General features: G+C 36.6%; 16 protein-coding genes and 1 pseudogene. 14 read left to right on the top strand and 3 right to left on the bottom strand.

Annotated elements, in window-relative coordinates; genetic code table 11:
- Positions 1 to 44: 44 nt before the first annotated feature.
- Positions 45 to 1,604 carry an IS1182 family transposase gene (locus AC1B0Z_RS01825; RefSeq protein ID WP_483792090.1) on the bottom strand — a complete coding sequence of 520 codons (1,560 nt, stop codon included), beginning with the start codon at positions 1,602 to 1,604 and terminating at the stop codon, positions 45 to 47.
- Positions 1,605 to 1,804: 200 nt separating this feature from the next.
- Here AC1B0Z_RS01825 and AC1B0Z_RS01820 point away from each other — a divergent pair, with 200 nt between their 5' ends.
- The 5 genes from AC1B0Z_RS01820 to AC1B0Z_RS01800 all read left to right on the top strand — a co-directional run bounded on the left by AC1B0Z_RS01820 (position 1,805) and on the right by AC1B0Z_RS01800 (position 5,145).
- Positions 1,805 to 2,131 (top strand): NUMOD4 domain-containing protein, encoded by a 327-nt coding sequence (locus tag AC1B0Z_RS01820; protein WP_483793848.1) that lies wholly within the window; start codon positions 1,805 to 1,807, stop codon positions 2,129 to 2,131.
- A 27-nt stretch (positions 2,132 to 2,158) separates the two neighbouring features.
- Positions 2,159 to 3,288, top strand: a protein-coding gene (locus tag AC1B0Z_RS01815; protein WP_483791680.1) for an IS3 family transposase whose coding sequence is annotated in 2 segments (ribosomal slippage) — positions 2,159 to 2,420 and positions 2,420 to 3,288 — 1,131 coding nt in all. Because the reading frame shifts where the segments join, the coding sequence is not laid out codon by codon here.
- A 9-nt stretch (positions 3,289 to 3,297) separates the two neighbouring features.
- A complete protein-coding gene (locus AC1B0Z_RS01810) occupies positions 3,298 to 3,576 on the top strand; it encodes a hypothetical protein (protein WP_483793847.1) in 279 nt (92 codons plus the stop codon).
- Positions 3,577 to 3,797: 221 nt separating this feature from the next.
- Positions 3,798 to 4,244 (top strand): hypothetical protein, encoded by a 447-nt coding sequence (locus AC1B0Z_RS01805; RefSeq protein ID WP_483793846.1) that lies wholly within the window; start codon positions 3,798 to 3,800, stop codon positions 4,242 to 4,244.
- A gap of 262 nt (positions 4,245 to 4,506) precedes the next feature.
- Positions 4,507 to 5,145, top strand: coding sequence for a helix-turn-helix domain-containing protein (locus tag AC1B0Z_RS01800; protein WP_483793845.1), 639 nt, complete (start codon positions 4,507 to 4,509; stop codon positions 5,143 to 5,145).
- Between the two features lie 69 nt (positions 5,146 to 5,214).
- Here the strand turns inward: AC1B0Z_RS01800 and AC1B0Z_RS01795 are convergent, their stop codons facing one another.
- A complete protein-coding gene (locus AC1B0Z_RS01795; RefSeq protein WP_483793844.1) occupies positions 5,215 to 6,774 on the bottom strand; it encodes an IS1182 family transposase in 1,560 nt (519 codons plus the stop codon).
- Between the two features lie 266 nt (positions 6,775 to 7,040).
- On the opposite strand from AC1B0Z_RS01795, the gene AC1B0Z_RS01790 reads away from it, so the two are divergent.
- The 4 genes from AC1B0Z_RS01790 to AC1B0Z_RS01775 all read left to right on the top strand — a co-directional run bounded on the left by AC1B0Z_RS01790 (position 7,041) and on the right by AC1B0Z_RS01775 (position 8,599).
- Positions 7,041 to 7,289, top strand: a complete 249-nt coding sequence (locus tag AC1B0Z_RS01790; protein WP_483793843.1) for a DUF6364 family protein — start codon at positions 7,041 to 7,043, stop codon at positions 7,287 to 7,289.
- A complete protein-coding gene (locus AC1B0Z_RS01785; RefSeq protein WP_483793842.1) occupies positions 7,289 to 7,714 on the top strand; it encodes a type II toxin-antitoxin system VapC family toxin in 426 nt (141 codons plus the stop codon). The genes AC1B0Z_RS01790 and AC1B0Z_RS01785 overlap by 1 nt, the downstream gene beginning before the upstream one ends.
- A 209-nt stretch (positions 7,715 to 7,923) precedes the next feature.
- Positions 7,924 to 8,256: a type II toxin-antitoxin system RelE/ParE family toxin gene (locus AC1B0Z_RS01780; RefSeq protein WP_040492771.1), complete on the top strand. Its 333-nt coding sequence runs from the start codon at positions 7,924 to 7,926 to the stop codon at positions 8,254 to 8,256.
- A 10-nt stretch (positions 8,257 to 8,266) separates the two neighbouring features.
- A complete protein-coding gene (locus AC1B0Z_RS01775) occupies positions 8,267 to 8,599 on the top strand; it encodes a helix-turn-helix domain-containing protein (protein WP_483793841.1) in 333 nt (110 codons plus the stop codon).
- A 110-nt stretch (positions 8,600 to 8,709) separates the two neighbouring features.
- On the opposite strand, the gene AC1B0Z_RS01770 is transcribed toward AC1B0Z_RS01775, so the two are convergent.
- Positions 8,710 to 10,269, bottom strand: coding sequence for an IS1182 family transposase (locus AC1B0Z_RS01770; RefSeq protein ID WP_483793840.1), 1,560 nt, complete (start codon positions 10,267 to 10,269; stop codon positions 8,710 to 8,712).
- Between the two features lie 184 nt (positions 10,270 to 10,453).
- Here AC1B0Z_RS01770 and AC1B0Z_RS01765 point away from each other — a divergent pair, with 184 nt between their 5' ends.
- The 5 genes and pseudogenes from AC1B0Z_RS01765 to AC1B0Z_RS01745 all read left to right on the top strand — a co-directional run bounded on the left by AC1B0Z_RS01765 (position 10,454) and on the right by AC1B0Z_RS01745 (position 16,926).
- Complete coding sequence (locus AC1B0Z_RS01765; RefSeq protein ID WP_483793839.1) at positions 10,454 to 11,533, top strand: glycosyl hydrolase; 1,080 nt, start codon at positions 10,454 to 10,456, stop codon at positions 11,531 to 11,533.
- A gap of 313 nt (positions 11,534 to 11,846) precedes the next feature.
- A pseudogene (locus tag AC1B0Z_RS01760) lies at positions 11,847 to 12,356 on the top strand (RidA family protein).
- 239 nt (positions 12,357 to 12,595) lie between these two features.
- Complete coding sequence (locus tag AC1B0Z_RS01755; protein ID WP_483793838.1) at positions 12,596 to 13,576, top strand: hypothetical protein; 981 nt, start codon at positions 12,596 to 12,598, stop codon at positions 13,574 to 13,576.
- A 130-nt stretch (positions 13,577 to 13,706) separates the two neighbouring features.
- Entirely contained in the window at positions 13,707 to 14,195 is a 489-nt protein-coding gene (locus AC1B0Z_RS01750) for a hypothetical protein (RefSeq protein ID WP_483793837.1), read from the top strand.
- 205 nt (positions 14,196 to 14,400) lie between these two features.
- A complete protein-coding gene (locus AC1B0Z_RS01745; protein WP_483793836.1) occupies positions 14,401 to 16,926 on the top strand; it encodes a PIG-L family deacetylase in 2,526 nt (841 codons plus the stop codon).
- Positions 16,927 to 17,035 lie beyond the last annotated feature (109 nt).

Raw genomic sequence — 17,035 nt, 5'->3', positions numbered from 1 at the left:
ACTGATTTAAAGCCTGTTTTGATTTTGCGCGTTCTGATTTTTATCTAAAATACGGGTTGCTTAAAACCAATAATATAGCGTCTTATTTGGCGATTTATACTACTTACTAAAACACCTACAACTCCTGCTATACTTTTGGGGCTGGTTTTAATATATTTTAAATATTTCTTTAAATTATATGCTACTGCTGATAGGTGCATGCATTTGTTGGCCTGTTCTAATCCTAAAGTATTTACTTTTCGCATGCCTAAAAACTGAGTGAGCGTTCCAAAAACAGGCTCTACCGTGCTTTGCCGCTTGCCTTTCATATAACGCCCTTTTTTACTGTTCACCCGGGCTATGTTACGCTCGTATTCCGGTCGGTAATAGGTAATGGTGAACTTCTTCTCTTGTGCCGATTTTCCTAAGCACGCACTGCGCAGGGGGCAGTCTATGCAAACCTTCTTTGACGCTCGATATTCCTTCTTTTTTGTGCTATTCTTCTTCTCATAAAATACCTTGGTAAATGGAATTATTTTTCCTTGTGGACAGATATAACAGTCTTCTTGTTCGTTATAAACAAAATCATCAGGACCACCTTTATATGTGCCATGTGGCGGAATGTAACTCTCAATATTTTGGCGTTCCAAAAACGCATAGTTCTCGCCGCTACTATAGCCCGTATCGGCTACACAGGTATCCATCTTCAAGCCAGATTGCCATAAACGCCTTTGAACCCTAATGACAATGTCCGATAATTGCTGACTGTCCTTACCGTCTGCATGGTACGCCTTAATATCGCTTATAACATGGTGTGCCGTATCTACAGTAAGTTGGCTTTGGTAATTTAGCTTTCTTGCTTTGCCTGGTTTTACACTGATTCTCGCATCGGGGTCGGTAGGGCTGTAATGCGTTTTGTTACTCGTGTAACGACTCCCTTTATTGCCCGATCCTGGACGATGGTTCTGTTCGGTGGACCATTTTTTGTTTCTACTGCGTAGCGCCTGTAGCTCTGATGAACTGGCTGATAGTGTTTGTTGTGATTGGGCTGCCTTATTGGTCTTGGAGCGCCTGATGACAGCTTCTTTATCTCTATGACTAATGTGGCGCACCTGCAGTAAGTGGGAGGCCAAATCTTCTTCCGGTACTTTCAGCTCCAGACTGTCCATGGAAGCATTGGCCTTTACAGGGGCAGAATCTATAACCTGCGTATGACCGCTGACCATACCGCCTGAAACACAAAGCTTAAAAACATGTGCAAAGAGATGCTCAAAAACCGATGCTGGATAAAGTTGGCGGGTTCTACTTATAGTCGAGTGCCAAGGTAGTTCTTCATCGATATCATAGCCTAAAAAGTATAGGATATCTAATCGCATACTACAATGAGAAACTAGCTTGTGGTCGCTGATAATGTTCTCCAGATAGCCCACCAAACATAGCTTAAAAAATACAACGGGGTCCAAACTCTTTTGTCCGCATCTACCATAATAAATCTCAGTCGCTTTGCGGAGAAAATCTAAATCTAAAATACCCGATAATCTGCGGTAAAAATTGTCTTTGGGAATCCGACTGCTCAACTGGAAAGTGTTGAACAGTTTTTCTTGATAAATCTTGTTGCCTTGCATATGTTAATATACGAAATTTCTGTATATTTAACAAGGCGTTGTGCAACAGGCACAATGGCTATAAGTAATTGCTTGTTCTCGCTTACTTCTGAAAATCCTCACGGATTTTCAGTTTGGTGTGTACTTGCAAAGTTAAGTTCTAAACCACGCAACTACTCATAGCCGAGACCGTTGTAGTGCATTTGAGAAAACTCTGAAATATGATTAGAAACTATTGGAATGAAGAATGGAAAGCCATTGAATTTGACGATGGAATTTCCGAAAATGAACAATTCAAAATCTCAAATTACGGGCGAATTTTAAACTGTAAAAACGAAACCGAATTTGAAATTAAAAAATCATACATCAATGGATATCAAAATCTTCCGTTAAAACAGAAACGGAACGGAAAATCGACCAGTAGGTACGTACACAAACTTGTAGCTGAACATTTTCTTGAACGAAACGACGGAATTTATGTCATTCATCTGAATTACGATAAAACCGATTGTAAGCTTCCCATAAAACCGAACTGTTTAAAAGTATAAAAATAGTTTTAACTTTAAACAGTAATTATGAGAAGAAGTAAATTTTCACCGCAACAGATTGCAAAGATTTTAAAGGAGTTCGACAATGGTAAAAGTGTCGATGAAATTAGCCGTGAACACGGTGTGAGTTCTGCGGCTTTTTACAAGTGGCGTTCCAAATATGCAGGAATGAATTCTAAGGAACTCAAAAGGCTCAAGGAGCTTGAAGAAGAAAACCGCAAGCTCAAGCAGATGTATGCTACTCTGGCACTTGATCATCAAATGGCTAAGGAGATTATCGAAAAAAAGCTATAAAGCCCTGTCGTAAAAGAGCAATTACCAAAGAACTTATTCATTACGGCATTAGCAGGGCGTGCCGTGTTTTAGGGATGAGTAAGAGTGTCTATTACTACAAGCCATTGCCCAAGGACGATACGGCTATAGAACAGGCTTTGCAACAAAAAGCAAAAGATCACTCAGAAGAGGGGTTTTGGAAGGCCTATGATCGCCTAAGAGAGGAAGGTAAACCTTGGAATCACAAAAGAGTGCATCGTGTTTATGTAGCATTGGGGCTTCCATTGCGAAGAAAGGTTAAGAAACGTCTGCCTACTAGGGTTAAAGAGCCTTTAGAGGTTCCAAATGAACTGAACCATACTTGGAGTATGGATTTTATAACAGATGTCTTAGAGAACAAGAGACGCTTCAGGGCATTCAATATCATTGATGATTTTAATAGAGAGGCACTTCACATAGAAGTTGATTATTCATTGACGAGTAATCGTATTGTCTGGGTACTGAATCATTTAATTAACAAAAAAGGGAAGCCTCAACGCATACGGATGGACAATGGCCCAGAGTTTATAGCACATATCACAAATGATTGGAGCCAAATGCACGAAATAGAGTTTACGTATATTCAACCAGGTAAACCCACACAAAATGCATTTATAGAACGCTTTAATGGTTCTTACAGGCGAGGGGTTTTAAACAAATATATTTTTGAAGACCTACATCAAGTACGTGAGCAAACCCAAATCTGGATGGATGATTATAACCATAACAGACCACATGATAGCTTGGGGAAAATATCACCAGTGAAATATGCAAAGCTTAATTCCTCTGGGGCTAGCCCCAGAGGAATTAAAAACAAATTAAATAATGTAATTTTGGAAAAATAAGCAGTTCTAATGAAGGGAAGCTTACACGATAATCGAGTGGAAAACTTAAAATGGGCAACGAAAAGAGAAAAGGAACTACATCAATTCAACAATCCGAATTGGGAAAAAGTTGTAGAAAAAAGAGGTAAAAAAATTGGAAAACTAAACGAGGGAAAAGTTAAAATCATTAAGCGTCAATTGAAAAACGAAAAGAACAGAATCAATAAGATTGCTCAACGATTTGGAGTTTCGGATACGCAAATTCATAGAATAAAAAGAGGAGAAAATTGGAGTCAAGTAACCGAATAATAAAAACGCACTACAACAATGTATAACCGCAATTACGGCGGATTCGACTGCGTCCGAATCCACTCGGAATTGCTAACGTCAGTGCCAAACCGAAAATTAAAGCATATTTACCCGTAACTGACGGTTATACGAGACCGTTGTGCAACATATTGAGAAAACCAATGAGACTGATATTGATTTTGATTTTTTTGACAAACATTAGTTGTTCTGGACAAGAAAAATTGGGAAAAGCTAAAATTGTTGATTTGACAAATTATGAAAAAGAAGATTTCTATTTTCCACATGATTGCACAATGGAATCTGACGTTTTGGACAAAACAATAAAACTCAATAAAAATGGAAATAGTTTTATAATAAAGAATATAGCAAATGATGGATTCACAGGACATATTCTGACTATTAAACTAAATAATGACCTCGATATAATAGGGGTAGAATATGATGAATGGACTGATGTCATCGATGGTAGTGAAATGACTTTCAAAGCAGATAGCGTTGATTTAAAATTAAATGCTAACCCATTTAGCAGTAAAGAACTGACTGGTTATTATACTCTTTATATGAAGAACTTTTTTAAGGCTGGAGAATTTTTGAAAAAGCAAGGAATGAAAGACGAAGTTTTTGATAAAGAATTTTCCGGAAAATTTAGAACTATTTGTAATAAATAAAAAATACGTTGCACAACAAAGTATATAAAAAATTGCTGGTTTTAGCTAAACCAAAGTTTGTTGCGTGTTTGCTTGCTTCTGATTTTCCTTCGGAAAATCCTCGCATACAAACACGCAACATTTCATATACGTAACCGTTAGCACCAATTAAACCCAGCAATAACAACAAGTTCCGAAAATGCCGTATAAATGTCGTTGACAAGTCGCTATAAAATGAGATTTTAAAGAATATTTTTACGGTACAAATTAAACTGAATTAATAATGACTGAAATCGGAAAAAGAATAAAAGAAATACGATTAAAAAAAGGATTATCCCAAGAGGAACTAGCTGAAGCTTCAAAAGTAAATCTACGGACAATTCAACGAATTGAAAATAATGAAACTAAACCAAGAGAAAAAACACTTCAATTAATTTTTAACGCATTAGAAATTGAAATAATTGAGCGAGAAAAAAAGATAGTTGATAAATATTTAATTTGGTCATCTTTTTTGACAATTATAATAATTATATGCTCGATACTTCCTTGGACTAGATTTTTTAAACATTTTAAAAAAGGAGAGAGAATTTATAGAAATAAAACAGGCTGGAATGGAGAATCAATAGTATTTGATTATCATTTTCCACATTGGCTGATTAGTTTAAGTGTTATTTCTATTGGATTAATAGTTATTGGTCATTCTTTGGGGTTTATAAAATATAAGAAAAGATATATTGCTATTCAATTTGGATTGATGATTTTGTTTTTGCTAGGTTTATTTAATTATAGTTTTAGACAAAGCTTTGATTTAAGACCTGGTTTGTTTATTATAATAATTGCGACAATTTTATTAATTTTTGAATATAGAAAAAAAGGAAGAAAAACTGGTGCTAACACCGGTAACCGTTGCACAACCCCCTAACAAAACTCCGAATAATTTATAAGCCACTGATTTAAAGCCTGTTTTGATTTTGCGCGTTCTGATTTTTATCTAAAATACGGGTTGCTTAAAACCAATAATATAGCGTCTTATTTGGCGATTTATACTACTTCCTAAAACACCTACAACTCCTGCCATACTTTTGGGGCTGGTTTTAATATATTTTAAATATTTCTTTAAATTATATGCTACTGCTGATAGGTGCATGCATTTGTTGGCCTGTTCTAATCCTAAAGTATTTACTTTTCGCATGCCTAAAAACTGAGTGAGCGTTCCAAAAACAGGCTCTACCGTGCTTTGCCGCTTGCATTTCATATAACGCCCTTTTTTACTGTTCACCCGGGCTATGTTACGCTCGTATTCCGGTCGGTAATAGGTAATGGTGAACTTCTTCTCTTGTGCCGATTTTCCTAAGCACGCACTGCGCAGGGGGCAGTCTATGCAAACCTTCTTTGACGCTCGGTATTCCTTCTTTTTTGTGCTATTCTTCTTCTCATAAAATACCTTGGTAAATGGAATTATTTTTCCTTGTGGACAGATATAACAGTCTTCTTGTTCGTTATAAACAAAATCATCAGGACCACCTTTATATGTGCCATGTGGCGGAATGTAACTCTCAATATTTTGGCGTTCCAAAAACGCATAGTTCTCGCCGCTACTATAGCCCGTATCGGCTACACAGGTATCCATCTTCAAGCCAGATTGCCATAAACGCCTTTGAACCCTAATGACAATGTCCGATAATTGCTGACTGTCCTTACCGTCTGCATGGTACGCCTTAATATCGCTTATAACATGGTGTGCCGTATCTACAGTAAGTTGGCTTTGGTAATTTAGCTTTCTTGCTTTGCCTGGTTTTACACTGATTCTCGCATCGGGGTCGGTAGGGCTGTAATGCGTTTTGTTACTCGTGTAACGACTCCCTTTATTGCCCGATCCTGGACGATGGTTCTGTTCGGTGGACCATTTTTTGTTTCTACTGCGTAGCGCCTGTAGCTCTGATGAACTGGCTGATAGTGTTTGTTGTGATTGGGCTGCCTTGTTGGTCTTGGAGCGCCTGATGACAGCTTCTTTATCTCTATGACTAATGTGGCGCACCTGCAGTAAGTGGGAGGCCAAATCTTCTTCCGGTACTTTCAGCTCCAGACTGTCCATGGAAGCATTGGCCTTTACAGGGGCAGAATCTATAACCTGCGTATGACCGCTGACCATACCGCCTGAAACACAAAGCTTAAAAACATGTGCAAAGAGATGCTCAAAAACCGATGCTGGATAAAGTTGGCGGGTTCTACTTATAGTCGAGTGCCAAGGCAGTTCTTCATCGATATCGTAGCCTAAAAAGTATAGGATATCTAATCGCATACTACAATGAGAAACTAGCTTGTGGTCGCTGATGATGTTCTCTAAATAGCCTACCAAACACAGTTTAAAAAACACCACCGGGTCTAAACTCTTTTGTCCGCATCTACCATAATAAATCTCAGTCGCTTTGCGGAGAAAATCTAAATCTAAAATACCCGATAATCTGCGGTAAAAATTGTCTTTGGGAATCCGACTGCTCAACTGGAAAGTGTTGAACAGTTTTTCTTGATAAATCTTGTTGCCTTGCATATGTTAATATACGAAATTTCTGTATATTTAACAAGGCGTTGTGCAACAGGCACAATGTGTATAATTCATTGCTAGTTAAGGCTTACTTACGAAAATTCCGCTGGAATTTTCTATCCGTGATTATTTGCTAACTTTAGTGCTTAAACACGCAACGAAATCATACACTAGACCGTTAGCCACAAGCATCAAAAAAACACGTGTAAAATAACAAATAAAAATACGTGTTTTGATTTTATTTTTTATCTTTGCTATAAATTAGAAAAAGAATGAACACAAAATTGACTTTAACGATTCAGCAAGATATAATAGAAAGGGCTAAGAAATACGCTAAGGATAAGAATCGTAGTTTGTCTGATATCATCGAAAATTATTTGAAACATCTAACAAATAGCGATTCAAATATTGAAAGCGAATTAAACCCAATGGTAGAATCTCTAAAAGGAGCATTTAAAATGCCTAAAAACTTTGATTACAAAAAGGAACTTGGAAAACGATTAGAAGAAAAGTATTTGTAATGGACAGAGTACTTTTTGATACAGACGTTTTATTAGATTTCTTCTTTGACAGAGTTCCTTTTTCAAACTATATCGCCAAAGTATTAAATCTATGCAAAGAAAAAAAGATTGAAGGATTTACAACACCTGTGATAATAGCTAATACCTATTATTTATTGAGAAAGACTGCTAAACACGAAGTCGTTATTGATAAATTAAATCAACTTTTAAATATAATTGACGTGACGGAAATGAATAAAAATGTAGTGCTAAAATCATTAAATTCAAACTTTAGAGATTTCGAAGACGCATTACAGAATTTTTCAGCAGTCGAAAATGGAAATATCAAGGTAATTCTCACTCGAAATGTAAAAGATTTTAAACATAGTGAATTGGCAATTTTAACACCCGAATCTTATTTAAAAGGGAAAAATGCCAGTGGCTAACATTGTATAAAAATAATAGCGGTTTAATCGCTAAAACGAGATGAAATTTATAAATGAAACGACAGTAACAAACCGAAAAGTAAGTACATAAAATCCGCTACTATTCTTATACGAGACCGTTGCCAGTAATGCGAACGAAACCATCAAAAGTTTCCATATAATTCAACTTTTTTGTTATCTTTGCTAAAATATAACGACAAATAATCTGAATGAAACCAAAATTTGAGGTAGTTTTTCTTGAACAAGCTATTGACTTTATGTCCAAATTGGATGCTAAAGCAAAAAAGAAAATCTATTACAATTTAGATAAAGCGAAACTCGAAAATGACCCAAAACTGTTTAAAAAACTAACAGACGACATTTGGGAATTTAGAACACTTTATCAAGGAATTCAATACAGACTCTTTGCCTTTTGGGACAAAACAGATAAAACTGAAACGCTTGTGCTATCGACTCACGGAATGGTAAAAAAGGTTAGTAAAGTTCCTAAATCAGAAATTGAGAAAGCATTGAAAATTAGAGCTGAATATTTTGACGAATAAACTTAAAATTATGGCAACGAAAAATAAGAAAATGAAAATGATGACACTTGACCAGATGAAAGACAAGGACATTGGAAAAATTGGAACACAAGAACGCGACAAATACGAATTTGACTTGCGAATGGAAGTGCTTGGAGATATGATAAAGTCTGTCCGAAAAGAACGAAATTTGACTCAAGAGCAACTCGGCGAATTAATCGGAGTTCAAAAATCGCAAATCTCGAAATTGGAAAGAAACACTAAAAACGTAACTATCGAAACGATTTTAAAAGTGTTCAGAGCATTGAAAGCAAACGTTCGATTTAGTGTCGAAATGAATGAATCAGAATTTAAAGTAGCATAAGCACTACTGGCAACAATGGTAACCGTTGCACAACGCCCTAACAAAACTCCGAATGATTTATAAGCCACTGATTTAAAGCCTGTTTTGATTTTGCGCGTTCTGATTTTTATCTAAAATACGGGTTGCTTAAAACCAATAATATAGCGTCTTATTTGGCGATTTATACTACTTCCTAAAACACCTACAACTCCTGCTATACTTTTGGGGCTGGTTTTAATATATTTTAAATATTTCTTTAAATTATATGCTACTGCTGATAGGTGCATGCATTTGTTGGCCTGTTCTAATCCTAAAGTATTTACTTTTCGCATGCCTAAAAACTGAGTGAGCGTTCCAAAAACAGGCTCTACCGTGCTTTGCCGCTTGCCTTTCATATAACGCCCTTTTTTACTGTTCACCCGGGCTATGTTACGCTCGTATTCCGGTCGGTAATAGGTAATGGTGAACTTCTTCTCTTGTGCCGATTTTCCTAAGCACGCACTGCGCAGGGGGCAGTCTATACAAACCTTCTTTGACGCTCGGTATTCCTTCTTTTTTGTGCTATTCTTCTTCTCATAAAATACCTTGGTAAATGGAATTATTTTTCCTTGTGGACAGATATAACAGTCTTCTTGTTCGTTATAAACAAAATCATCAGGACCACCTTTATATGTGCCATGTGGCGGAATGTAACTCTCAATATTTTGGCGTTCCAAAAACGCATAGTTCTCGCCGCTACTATAGCCCGTATCGGCTACACAGGTATCCATCTTCAAGCCAGATTGCCATAAACGCCTTTGAACCCTAATGACAATGTCCGATAATTGCTGACTGTCCTTACCGTCTGCATGGTACGCCTTAATATCGCTTATAACATGGTGTGCCGTATCTACAGTAAGTTGGCTTTGGTAATTTAGCTTTCTTGCTTTGCCTGGTTTTACACTGATTCTCGCATCGGGGTCGGTAGGGCTGTAATGCGTTTTGTTACTCGTGTAACGACTCCCTTTACTGCCCGATCCTGGACGATGGTTCTGTTCGGTGGACCATTTTTTGTTTCTACTGCGTAGCGCCTGTAGCTCTGATGAACTGGCTGATAGTGTTTGTTGTGATTGGGCTGCCTTGTTGGTCTTGGAGCGCCTGATGACAGCTTCTTTATCTCTATGACTAATGTGGCGCACCTGCAGTAAGTGGGAGGCCAAATCTTCTTCCGGTACTTTCAGCTCCAGACTGTCCATGGAAGCATTGGCCTTTACAGGGGCAGAATCTATAACCTGCGTATGACCGCTGACCATACCGCCTGAAACACAAAGCTTAAAAACATGTGCAAAGAGATGCTCAAAAACCGATGCTGGATAAAGTTGGCGGGTTCTACTTATAGTCGAGTGCCAAGGCAGTTCTTCATCGATATCATAGCCTAAAAAGTATAGGATATCTAATCGCATACTACAATGAGAAACTAGCTTGTGGTCGCTGATAATGTTCTCTAAATAGCCTACCAAACACAGTTTAAAAAACACCACCGGGTCCAAACTCTTTTGTCCACATCTACCATAATAAATCTCAGTCGCTTTGCGGAGAAAATCTAAATCTAAAATACCCGATAATCTGCGGTAAAAATTGTCTTTGGGAATCCGACTGCTCAACTGGAAAGTGTTGAACAGTTTTTCTTGATAAATCTTGTTGCCTTGCATATGTTAATATACGAAATTTCTGTATATTTAACAAGGCGTTGTGCAACAGGCACAATGTGTATAATTCATTGCTAGTTAAGGCTTACTTACGAAAATTCCGCTGGAATTTTCTATCCGTGATTATTTGCTAACTTTAGTGCTTAAACACGCAACGAAATCATACACTAGACCGTTAGCTGTAATTATGAAAATGATACTGCAAATAATAATAATAATAATAATAATACTATTCACTGGATGTTCAAATGATAATTTGAATGACAACAATCAATCTGCGATAGATGAACCAATAGGTTTCGATTTGGGTATTTCGTTTCCTCCAGTTGCAGACGAAGAACAGCGTATCTTTACAGCACCTCTATTAAGTGAGCTAAATGTAAAGTCCATTCGGATTGGAGAAAACTGGAAATTCAGAGAACCTTCCGAAGGGAATTTCAACTGGTCACCTCTCGATGAGAGACTAAATTGGGCAGAAAACAACGGAATTGAAGTTTTACTGACCATACAGTCCAATGGTCCTAATTGGGCTTGTGGCTCACAACAAAATGAAAACTCTTGTGTGTTTGTTGATAATGAAAAGTTCAAAAACTATGTTGAACTACTGTTACAGCGTTTTCCCAACAGGATTTCCAAAATCCAGTTTGGAAACGAATGGCAATCTGATTTCTGGTACATTGGTAACCAACAAGAGTTTGTTGTCACAAGTAATATTGTTTATAACGCTATTCAACAATATTCACCACAAACAAAATTTGTTTTAGGTGGGTTTACAACAATTTCATTAAGATTTTTGGCAGGATGCAATGGACAAATTGATGAATTTTATGATGATGAAGGTAATCTCTACAATAGAGATTTTTTAGATAACCACTGTGATAGCATTGAATTTCAAGAAATCATTAACCGAATAGAATATGTTTTAGAGAATGCTAACTATGACGAATTGGATATACACCTATACGATGATGCAGAAAACTGGAAAATATATTTTGAAAATTTCCAAGCAATGGTAAATAAGCCAATTATCATTACTGAATTTGGTGGCCCAAATGTTAATCTTGAGCCGATTTCAGAAACCTATCAAAGTGAAAGATTAGAAGATTATATAAGAACAATTGATAGCTTACAAATAGAGCAGGCTTATTTTTTCAAACTTGTAGAAGGAACCAATAATCCTGCTCACGCTGAATCTGGTTTAATTAACAGTCCCGAGCTAACAAAAAAACTCAATTTTTTCACATTTAAAGAATTAAACAGAGAATAAATAACTGCAGACAACAACGTATACGGCTCATAACTAATGATTTGCTAAAACTAAGTTAAGAGATATTTGGAAAGTCGTAAAATTTTAAATTTGAAGTTTTCCAAGAAAAAGACCCGCCTACCGGACGGGCAGGTAAATAGTAAAATTAAAAATTTGGCTTGTGCCCCAACCGAAAAAACAATCGCTAATTTAGGCGCTAAGAGCCGTATACAAGACCGTTATGGGTAAAATTGACCCGTCCTGAAAAAAGAAACTCATTTTAAAAACGGGATAGCCGAAAACCTAGCAAAGTAGGCATTAAACAATCAGAATTATGAAAAAAACAAACAACCACCTGACTTTACTCGCAACACTCTGCGTATTGACTTTTGGACTACAAAGTTGTGAACAAAAGCAAGCAACTAAAGAAGTTGAAAAAGAGATAATAGTTGAATCAAAAAAACCTGAGTATTTTCTGTTCAGACCCGAATTGGAAAAGCTTATGGATATTCCCATGCTGTGAAAATCGGAAACAGTATTAAAATCTCTGGAGCAGTAAGTATGGATGATAAGGGGAATCCTACTGCCGTTGGAGATATAGAGCAGCAAATGAAAAACTGTTACGCAGATTTAGAAAAAATATTAAAACACTATGGTTGTACATTTGACGATGTTGTAAAAGAAGATATTTTTACAACCGATATGGCGCAAATGCTTGAAAAGGCAGCCTACCGAGCTGAAATCTATAAAAACGGCCCCCACTGGAACTTGGCTTGAAGTAAAGGGTTTAGCTTTACCTGAATTTATGATTGAAATCGAACTTGAAGTGCATAAATCTGAATAAAAGCACGAACACACAACATCTTATAACACTAATTTATTCGCCTATATTGTATTGCTTGAGGTGTTCATTGATCGCTACGCTATGTTTGGTGGATATGACTACTCTTCGACTTTTCTCAGGACAGGCGCTCTAGTACACTTGAAATTGCTAAAGTAAGTGTCAAACCGAAAATAAACGTTAATTTAACCCTTGTTATAAGGTTGCTCGAGACCATAAAACGTAGTTAAAAACAAACAATAATGAAGAAGACTTTTAAGGTACTATTTTTACTCTTCTTGACTCTTTTTAGTATGAAATCTTTTTCTCAGAAACTGGTTTCGTATTATGAACCGGTAAAAAATGACAGCCTAAGGGTTGGAACAGGAGAAAATGATTTTTTGCCTTTTATTCAAAAAGGGTATTCGCTAATGCTTCCTGAAAATAAAGAAACAAAAGGTGTGCTCATTTTTCTCGAAGATTCAAAGTATGATAAAAAAAACAGAAGCGCAAAACAGATGTATACTCAGGCAGCAGAAAAAGACTTTGCCGTATTATCTGTTTCAACAGAAATTCCTCTTGACTTTTACTTTTCTAAATCCTCTATGGTTTCTACGCATAAACTCATTCGGGAAGCCTTCGGTAAATATAATTTGCCAAATGATAACATTTTCTTCTTGGGAGCAAGTTTAGTTGGACACAGAGCTATGCAGTATATTAAATTTATGAAAGAGAATGACTTTGAATTTCAACTTAAAATAAAAGGTATTGTCCCTTGCAATTTCACGATGGATTTTACAAGGAAATGGTATCAGCATAAACGCGACATAAGACTTAACCAGATTGACCTTTGGGAGCCAAAATTTATTAACTATCTATTGGAAACGAATTTGGTAGGAACACCAAAAACGAATCCAGAGCGTTATCACCACTTCTCATCATATAGCTACTTTAATGAAAAAAATGAAAATGTAAAGATTTATAAAGACTATGCGGTTCGAGCATACATAGAACCGGCAATAAAATATAAGCTAACGAAACAACTAAGAACCTTATATGAGAATAATGCAACAGACATAGTTGGCTTTTTAGCCGAATTAAAGATAGTAGGAAATGAAAATACCGAATTGATTGTATTACAACCTAGCGACAATCCATCAACTAAAAAGCATACGCAATCAACCTGGGATGCAATTGATAAAGATGAACTTATGGATTGGATTCAAAAGCAGACGAAAAAATGACTAAGCTAAAAACCATAGCATCCTGCCATCTTGACATTTCTTGATTTCATAAAAGTATGATGTCCTCATCTGGCATATTTTTTGAAAATTTGATAACGTTTTAAAACGTATAATTCAAAAATAAACCACGATGAAAACACTGAACCTACTCCCATTGTTTTGTCTATTATTTTTTAATTGTTCAGGACAAGACAAAACACAAAAAACAGAAGAGAATACCGTAAAACCTGATGAAAACATTACGGTAAACAAAGAATATGACGAGTTTGGCAACCTGAAACGCTACGACTCCATTTATTCTTATAGCTATTCCTCAAACGGGAAACTAAGCGATAGTTTAAAATTGCAATTCCAGCAGCATTTTAATAGTCATTCGTTTTTTGACAATTCCTTTTTTGATGATTTTTTTGGAAGGGATTCCATTTCAGGCGGCGGCTTTTATCCAGACAATTTCTTTCAAAGAGGCTTTATGGATCATAACCAACAAATTGAACAGATGATGAAACGTATGGATTCCATACAGCAGCTCTTTTTTAGAGACAGGCGGCAAATGATTATTCCACCAGAGCCAGAGCAACCAGAAAAAAAGGTGCAACCTAAAGACCTGAAACAGATATAATTCCGTCATTACGAGAAGCGAGGCATGAGCGACGAAGTAATCTCACACAACAAAAAGGTAAAATAGTAATGATATTATCAAGATTGCTTCAGTCATACCTCCCTCCCAATGACATCAACAGTTTCAGATTCCGTTAAATAAAAATTAAAACCAGCCATAGCGCTGGTTTCTTTATTTATATTTGGCAGTCAGCTAAAAGAAAATCATGCAAAAACGCTTACTTTTTACCCTGATAGTTTGTTTTACACTATCTACAATTTCGGCACAAAAACCAAAAACACCGGCATCTTCAGAAATATATGAATCCATACAAAAACTCAACGTTTTAGGTTCAGTTTTGTATGTGGCGGCACATCCTGATGATGAAAATACAAGGCTTATTGCTTATATGGCAAACCAAGTAAAAGCCCGTACAGCCTATTTATCCCTAACACGAGGTGATGGCGGACAAAACCTAATTGGTCCAGAAATACGAGAACTTTTGGGTGTGATTAGAACCCAAGAACTTTTAGCAGCAAGACGTGTGGACGGTGGCGAACAACTATTTACTAGGGCAAACGATTTTGGGTATTCCAAACACCCAGATGAAACTTTGGAAATTTGGGACAAGGATAAAGTGCTTAGCGATGTGGTTTTAGCGATAAGAAAGTTTAAACCAGATATCATCATTAATAGGTTTGACCACCGAAGAGCGGGACAAACTCACGGTCATCATACCGCTTCTGCCATGTTAAGCATGAAAGCGTTTGAACTTGCCAATGATAAATCTGCCTATCCTGAATTATTAAAACAACCAGGCATTTGGCAACCTAAACGCTTATTTTACAATACCAGTTGGTGGCGTTACGGCAGTAGAGAAGCTTTTGATAAAATTGACAAAACTAATATGATAGTGTTGGACATTGGAACATATTATCCACTTAAAGGTATGTCTAATAACGAATTAGCATCCATTGCTAGCAGCCAACATTTATGTCAAGGTTTTGGACGTGTGTCCACCCGCGGTTCGCAGGAGGAATATATCGAGTTTTTAAAAGGAGAACCGCTTGATGGTGCCAGCGATGTGTTTGATGGGATTGATACCTCATGGAATCGTGTAAAAGGTGGTAAGGCCATTGGAGATATTTTAAATGCCGTTGAAAACAACTTCAATTTTAAAAATCCATCGGTTCATATGTCAGACCTCTTAAAAGCCTACAAATTGTTACAGCGAATAGATAATGAACATTGGAAAACCCTGAAAACAAAAGAGCTGAAAGCAATCATTGAAATGTGTGCTGGACTATATTTAGAAGCGTCAGCCAACACCAATTGGGCTACCGCTGGCGAGATGGTAGATGTATCTTTGGAGGCACTAAATAGAAGTGAATTGCCAATTACTTTAGTTAGCATTGATAACATCCGTAACATGTCGATTTCAAAAAACATCGCTTTAGATAACAATACAAGATTTACCTTTAAGGAAGTTTTAAAAATAGCAGACGATGCAAAACCCACAACGCCCTATTGGTTAAATAGGAAAGGGTCATTAGGCATGTACAAAGTAGATGATAAAACCCTTATTGGCAAACCAGAAACACCAAGAGCGTATAATGTGGATTTTAATCTTTTGATTGAAAACACACCAATCACGTTTACAAAACCTGTGATTCAACGCTTTTCGAAACCAGACAAAGGGGAATTGTATCGTCCGTTTGAAATTATACCTGAAGTTTCAGCTAGCATCAAGGAAAAGGTGTTTATTTTTGAAAGCAACCATCAGCAGGAAATATCTGTTATTGTTAAAGCAGGTCGCGATAATCTAGAAGGTGATATAGAGTTATGTCATCCAGACGATTGGCAGGTGTATCCTAAAAAACAAAAGGTAAATATCCTGCATAAAGGTGAAGAACAAACTTTGGTTTTTACGGTATTTCCTCCTGAAAATCAAAGTGAAGGATTTATAGGGCCGATAGTGCATATTGGCGATAAGAATTACACAAAAGAATTGATTGAAATAGATTACGAACACATTCCCTTTCAAACTATACTATTACCAAGTGAGAGCAAAGTAGTACGTTTGGATATTCAAAAACGAGGTGAAAATATCGGATATATTCAAGGTGCTGGCGACGTAGTACCTGAAAGTTTAAGGCAAATTGGCTATAATGTACGGGTACTTAATTTAGATGAAATAAACCCAGTAACCTTAAGCAGGTTTGATGCCGTTGTGGTTGGTATTCGAGCTTACAACACATTAGACAACATAGATTTTAAACAACAGCAACTTTTTGATTTTGTAAAAAATGGCGGGAATATGATTGTGCAATACAATACATCTTACCGTTTGAAATCTGAGCATTTAGCACCTTTCGATTTGCAATTATCCCGAGACCGCGTAACCGATGAAAATGCAGAAGTGCGTTTTGTAAATCCAGAACATGAAGTGCTTAACTTCCCAAATAAAATCACTCAAAACGATTTTGATGGCTGGACACAGGAACGTGGCTTGTATTTTGCCAATAGCTGGGGCAGCGAGTTTACTCCCATTCTATCCATGAACGATAAGGGCGAAACACCCAAAGAAGGCAGCTTACTTGTTGCGAAGTACGGTAAAGGGTATTACATGTACACAGGCTTGAGCTTCTTTAGAGAATTTCCTGCGGGTGTATCTGGAGCTTACCGACTGTTCGCTAATATGTTATCCTTAGGAAAGGATGAAATAAAAGCTTCTCTAAAACTAGAAGACTAATCATGGAAAAGGAAACACCAAAACAAAAATGGAATAAATTATATACTATAGTACTAGTAGCTAATGCCTTGTATTTTGTTGTGTTTTATCTCATAACCAAAGCATTTTA

The organism is Hyunsoonleella sp. J2K-J805, from assembly GCF_057167125.1.
Note: the sequence above shows the minus strand (reverse complement) of the source record. Positions and strands in the feature narration are given on the sequence as shown.

Coding starts and splice junctions, on each gene's coding strand:
- AC1B0Z_RS01825 (WP_483792090.1), bottom strand. CDS start 1,604: ATGCAAGGCAACAAGATTTATCAAGAAAAACTGTTCAACACTTTCCAG.
- AC1B0Z_RS01820 (WP_483793848.1), top strand. CDS start 1,805: ATGATTAGAAACTATTGGAATGAAGAATGGAAAGCCATTGAATTTGAC.
- AC1B0Z_RS01810 (WP_483793847.1), top strand. CDS start 3,298: ATGAAGGGAAGCTTACACGATAATCGAGTGGAAAACTTAAAATGGGCA.
- AC1B0Z_RS01800 (WP_483793845.1), top strand. CDS start 4,507: ATGACTGAAATCGGAAAAAGAATAAAAGAAATACGATTAAAAAAAGGA.
- AC1B0Z_RS01795 (WP_483793844.1), bottom strand. CDS start 6,774: ATGCAAGGCAACAAGATTTATCAAGAAAAACTGTTCAACACTTTCCAG.
- AC1B0Z_RS01790 (WP_483793843.1), top strand. CDS start 7,041: ATGAACACAAAATTGACTTTAACGATTCAGCAAGATATAATAGAAAGG.
- AC1B0Z_RS01785 (WP_483793842.1), top strand. CDS start 7,289: ATGGACAGAGTACTTTTTGATACAGACGTTTTATTAGATTTCTTCTTT.
- AC1B0Z_RS01780 (WP_040492771.1), top strand. CDS start 7,924: ATGAAACCAAAATTTGAGGTAGTTTTTCTTGAACAAGCTATTGACTTT.
- AC1B0Z_RS01775 (WP_483793841.1), top strand. CDS start 8,267: ATGGCAACGAAAAATAAGAAAATGAAAATGATGACACTTGACCAGATG.
- AC1B0Z_RS01770 (WP_483793840.1), bottom strand. CDS start 10,269: ATGCAAGGCAACAAGATTTATCAAGAAAAACTGTTCAACACTTTCCAG.
- AC1B0Z_RS01765 (WP_483793839.1), top strand. CDS start 10,454: ATGAAAATGATACTGCAAATAATAATAATAATAATAATAATACTATTC.
- AC1B0Z_RS01755 (WP_483793838.1), top strand. CDS start 12,596: ATGAAGAAGACTTTTAAGGTACTATTTTTACTCTTCTTGACTCTTTTT.
- AC1B0Z_RS01750 (WP_483793837.1), top strand. CDS start 13,707: ATGAAAACACTGAACCTACTCCCATTGTTTTGTCTATTATTTTTTAAT.
- AC1B0Z_RS01745 (WP_483793836.1), top strand. CDS start 14,401: ATGCAAAAACGCTTACTTTTTACCCTGATAGTTTGTTTTACACTATCT.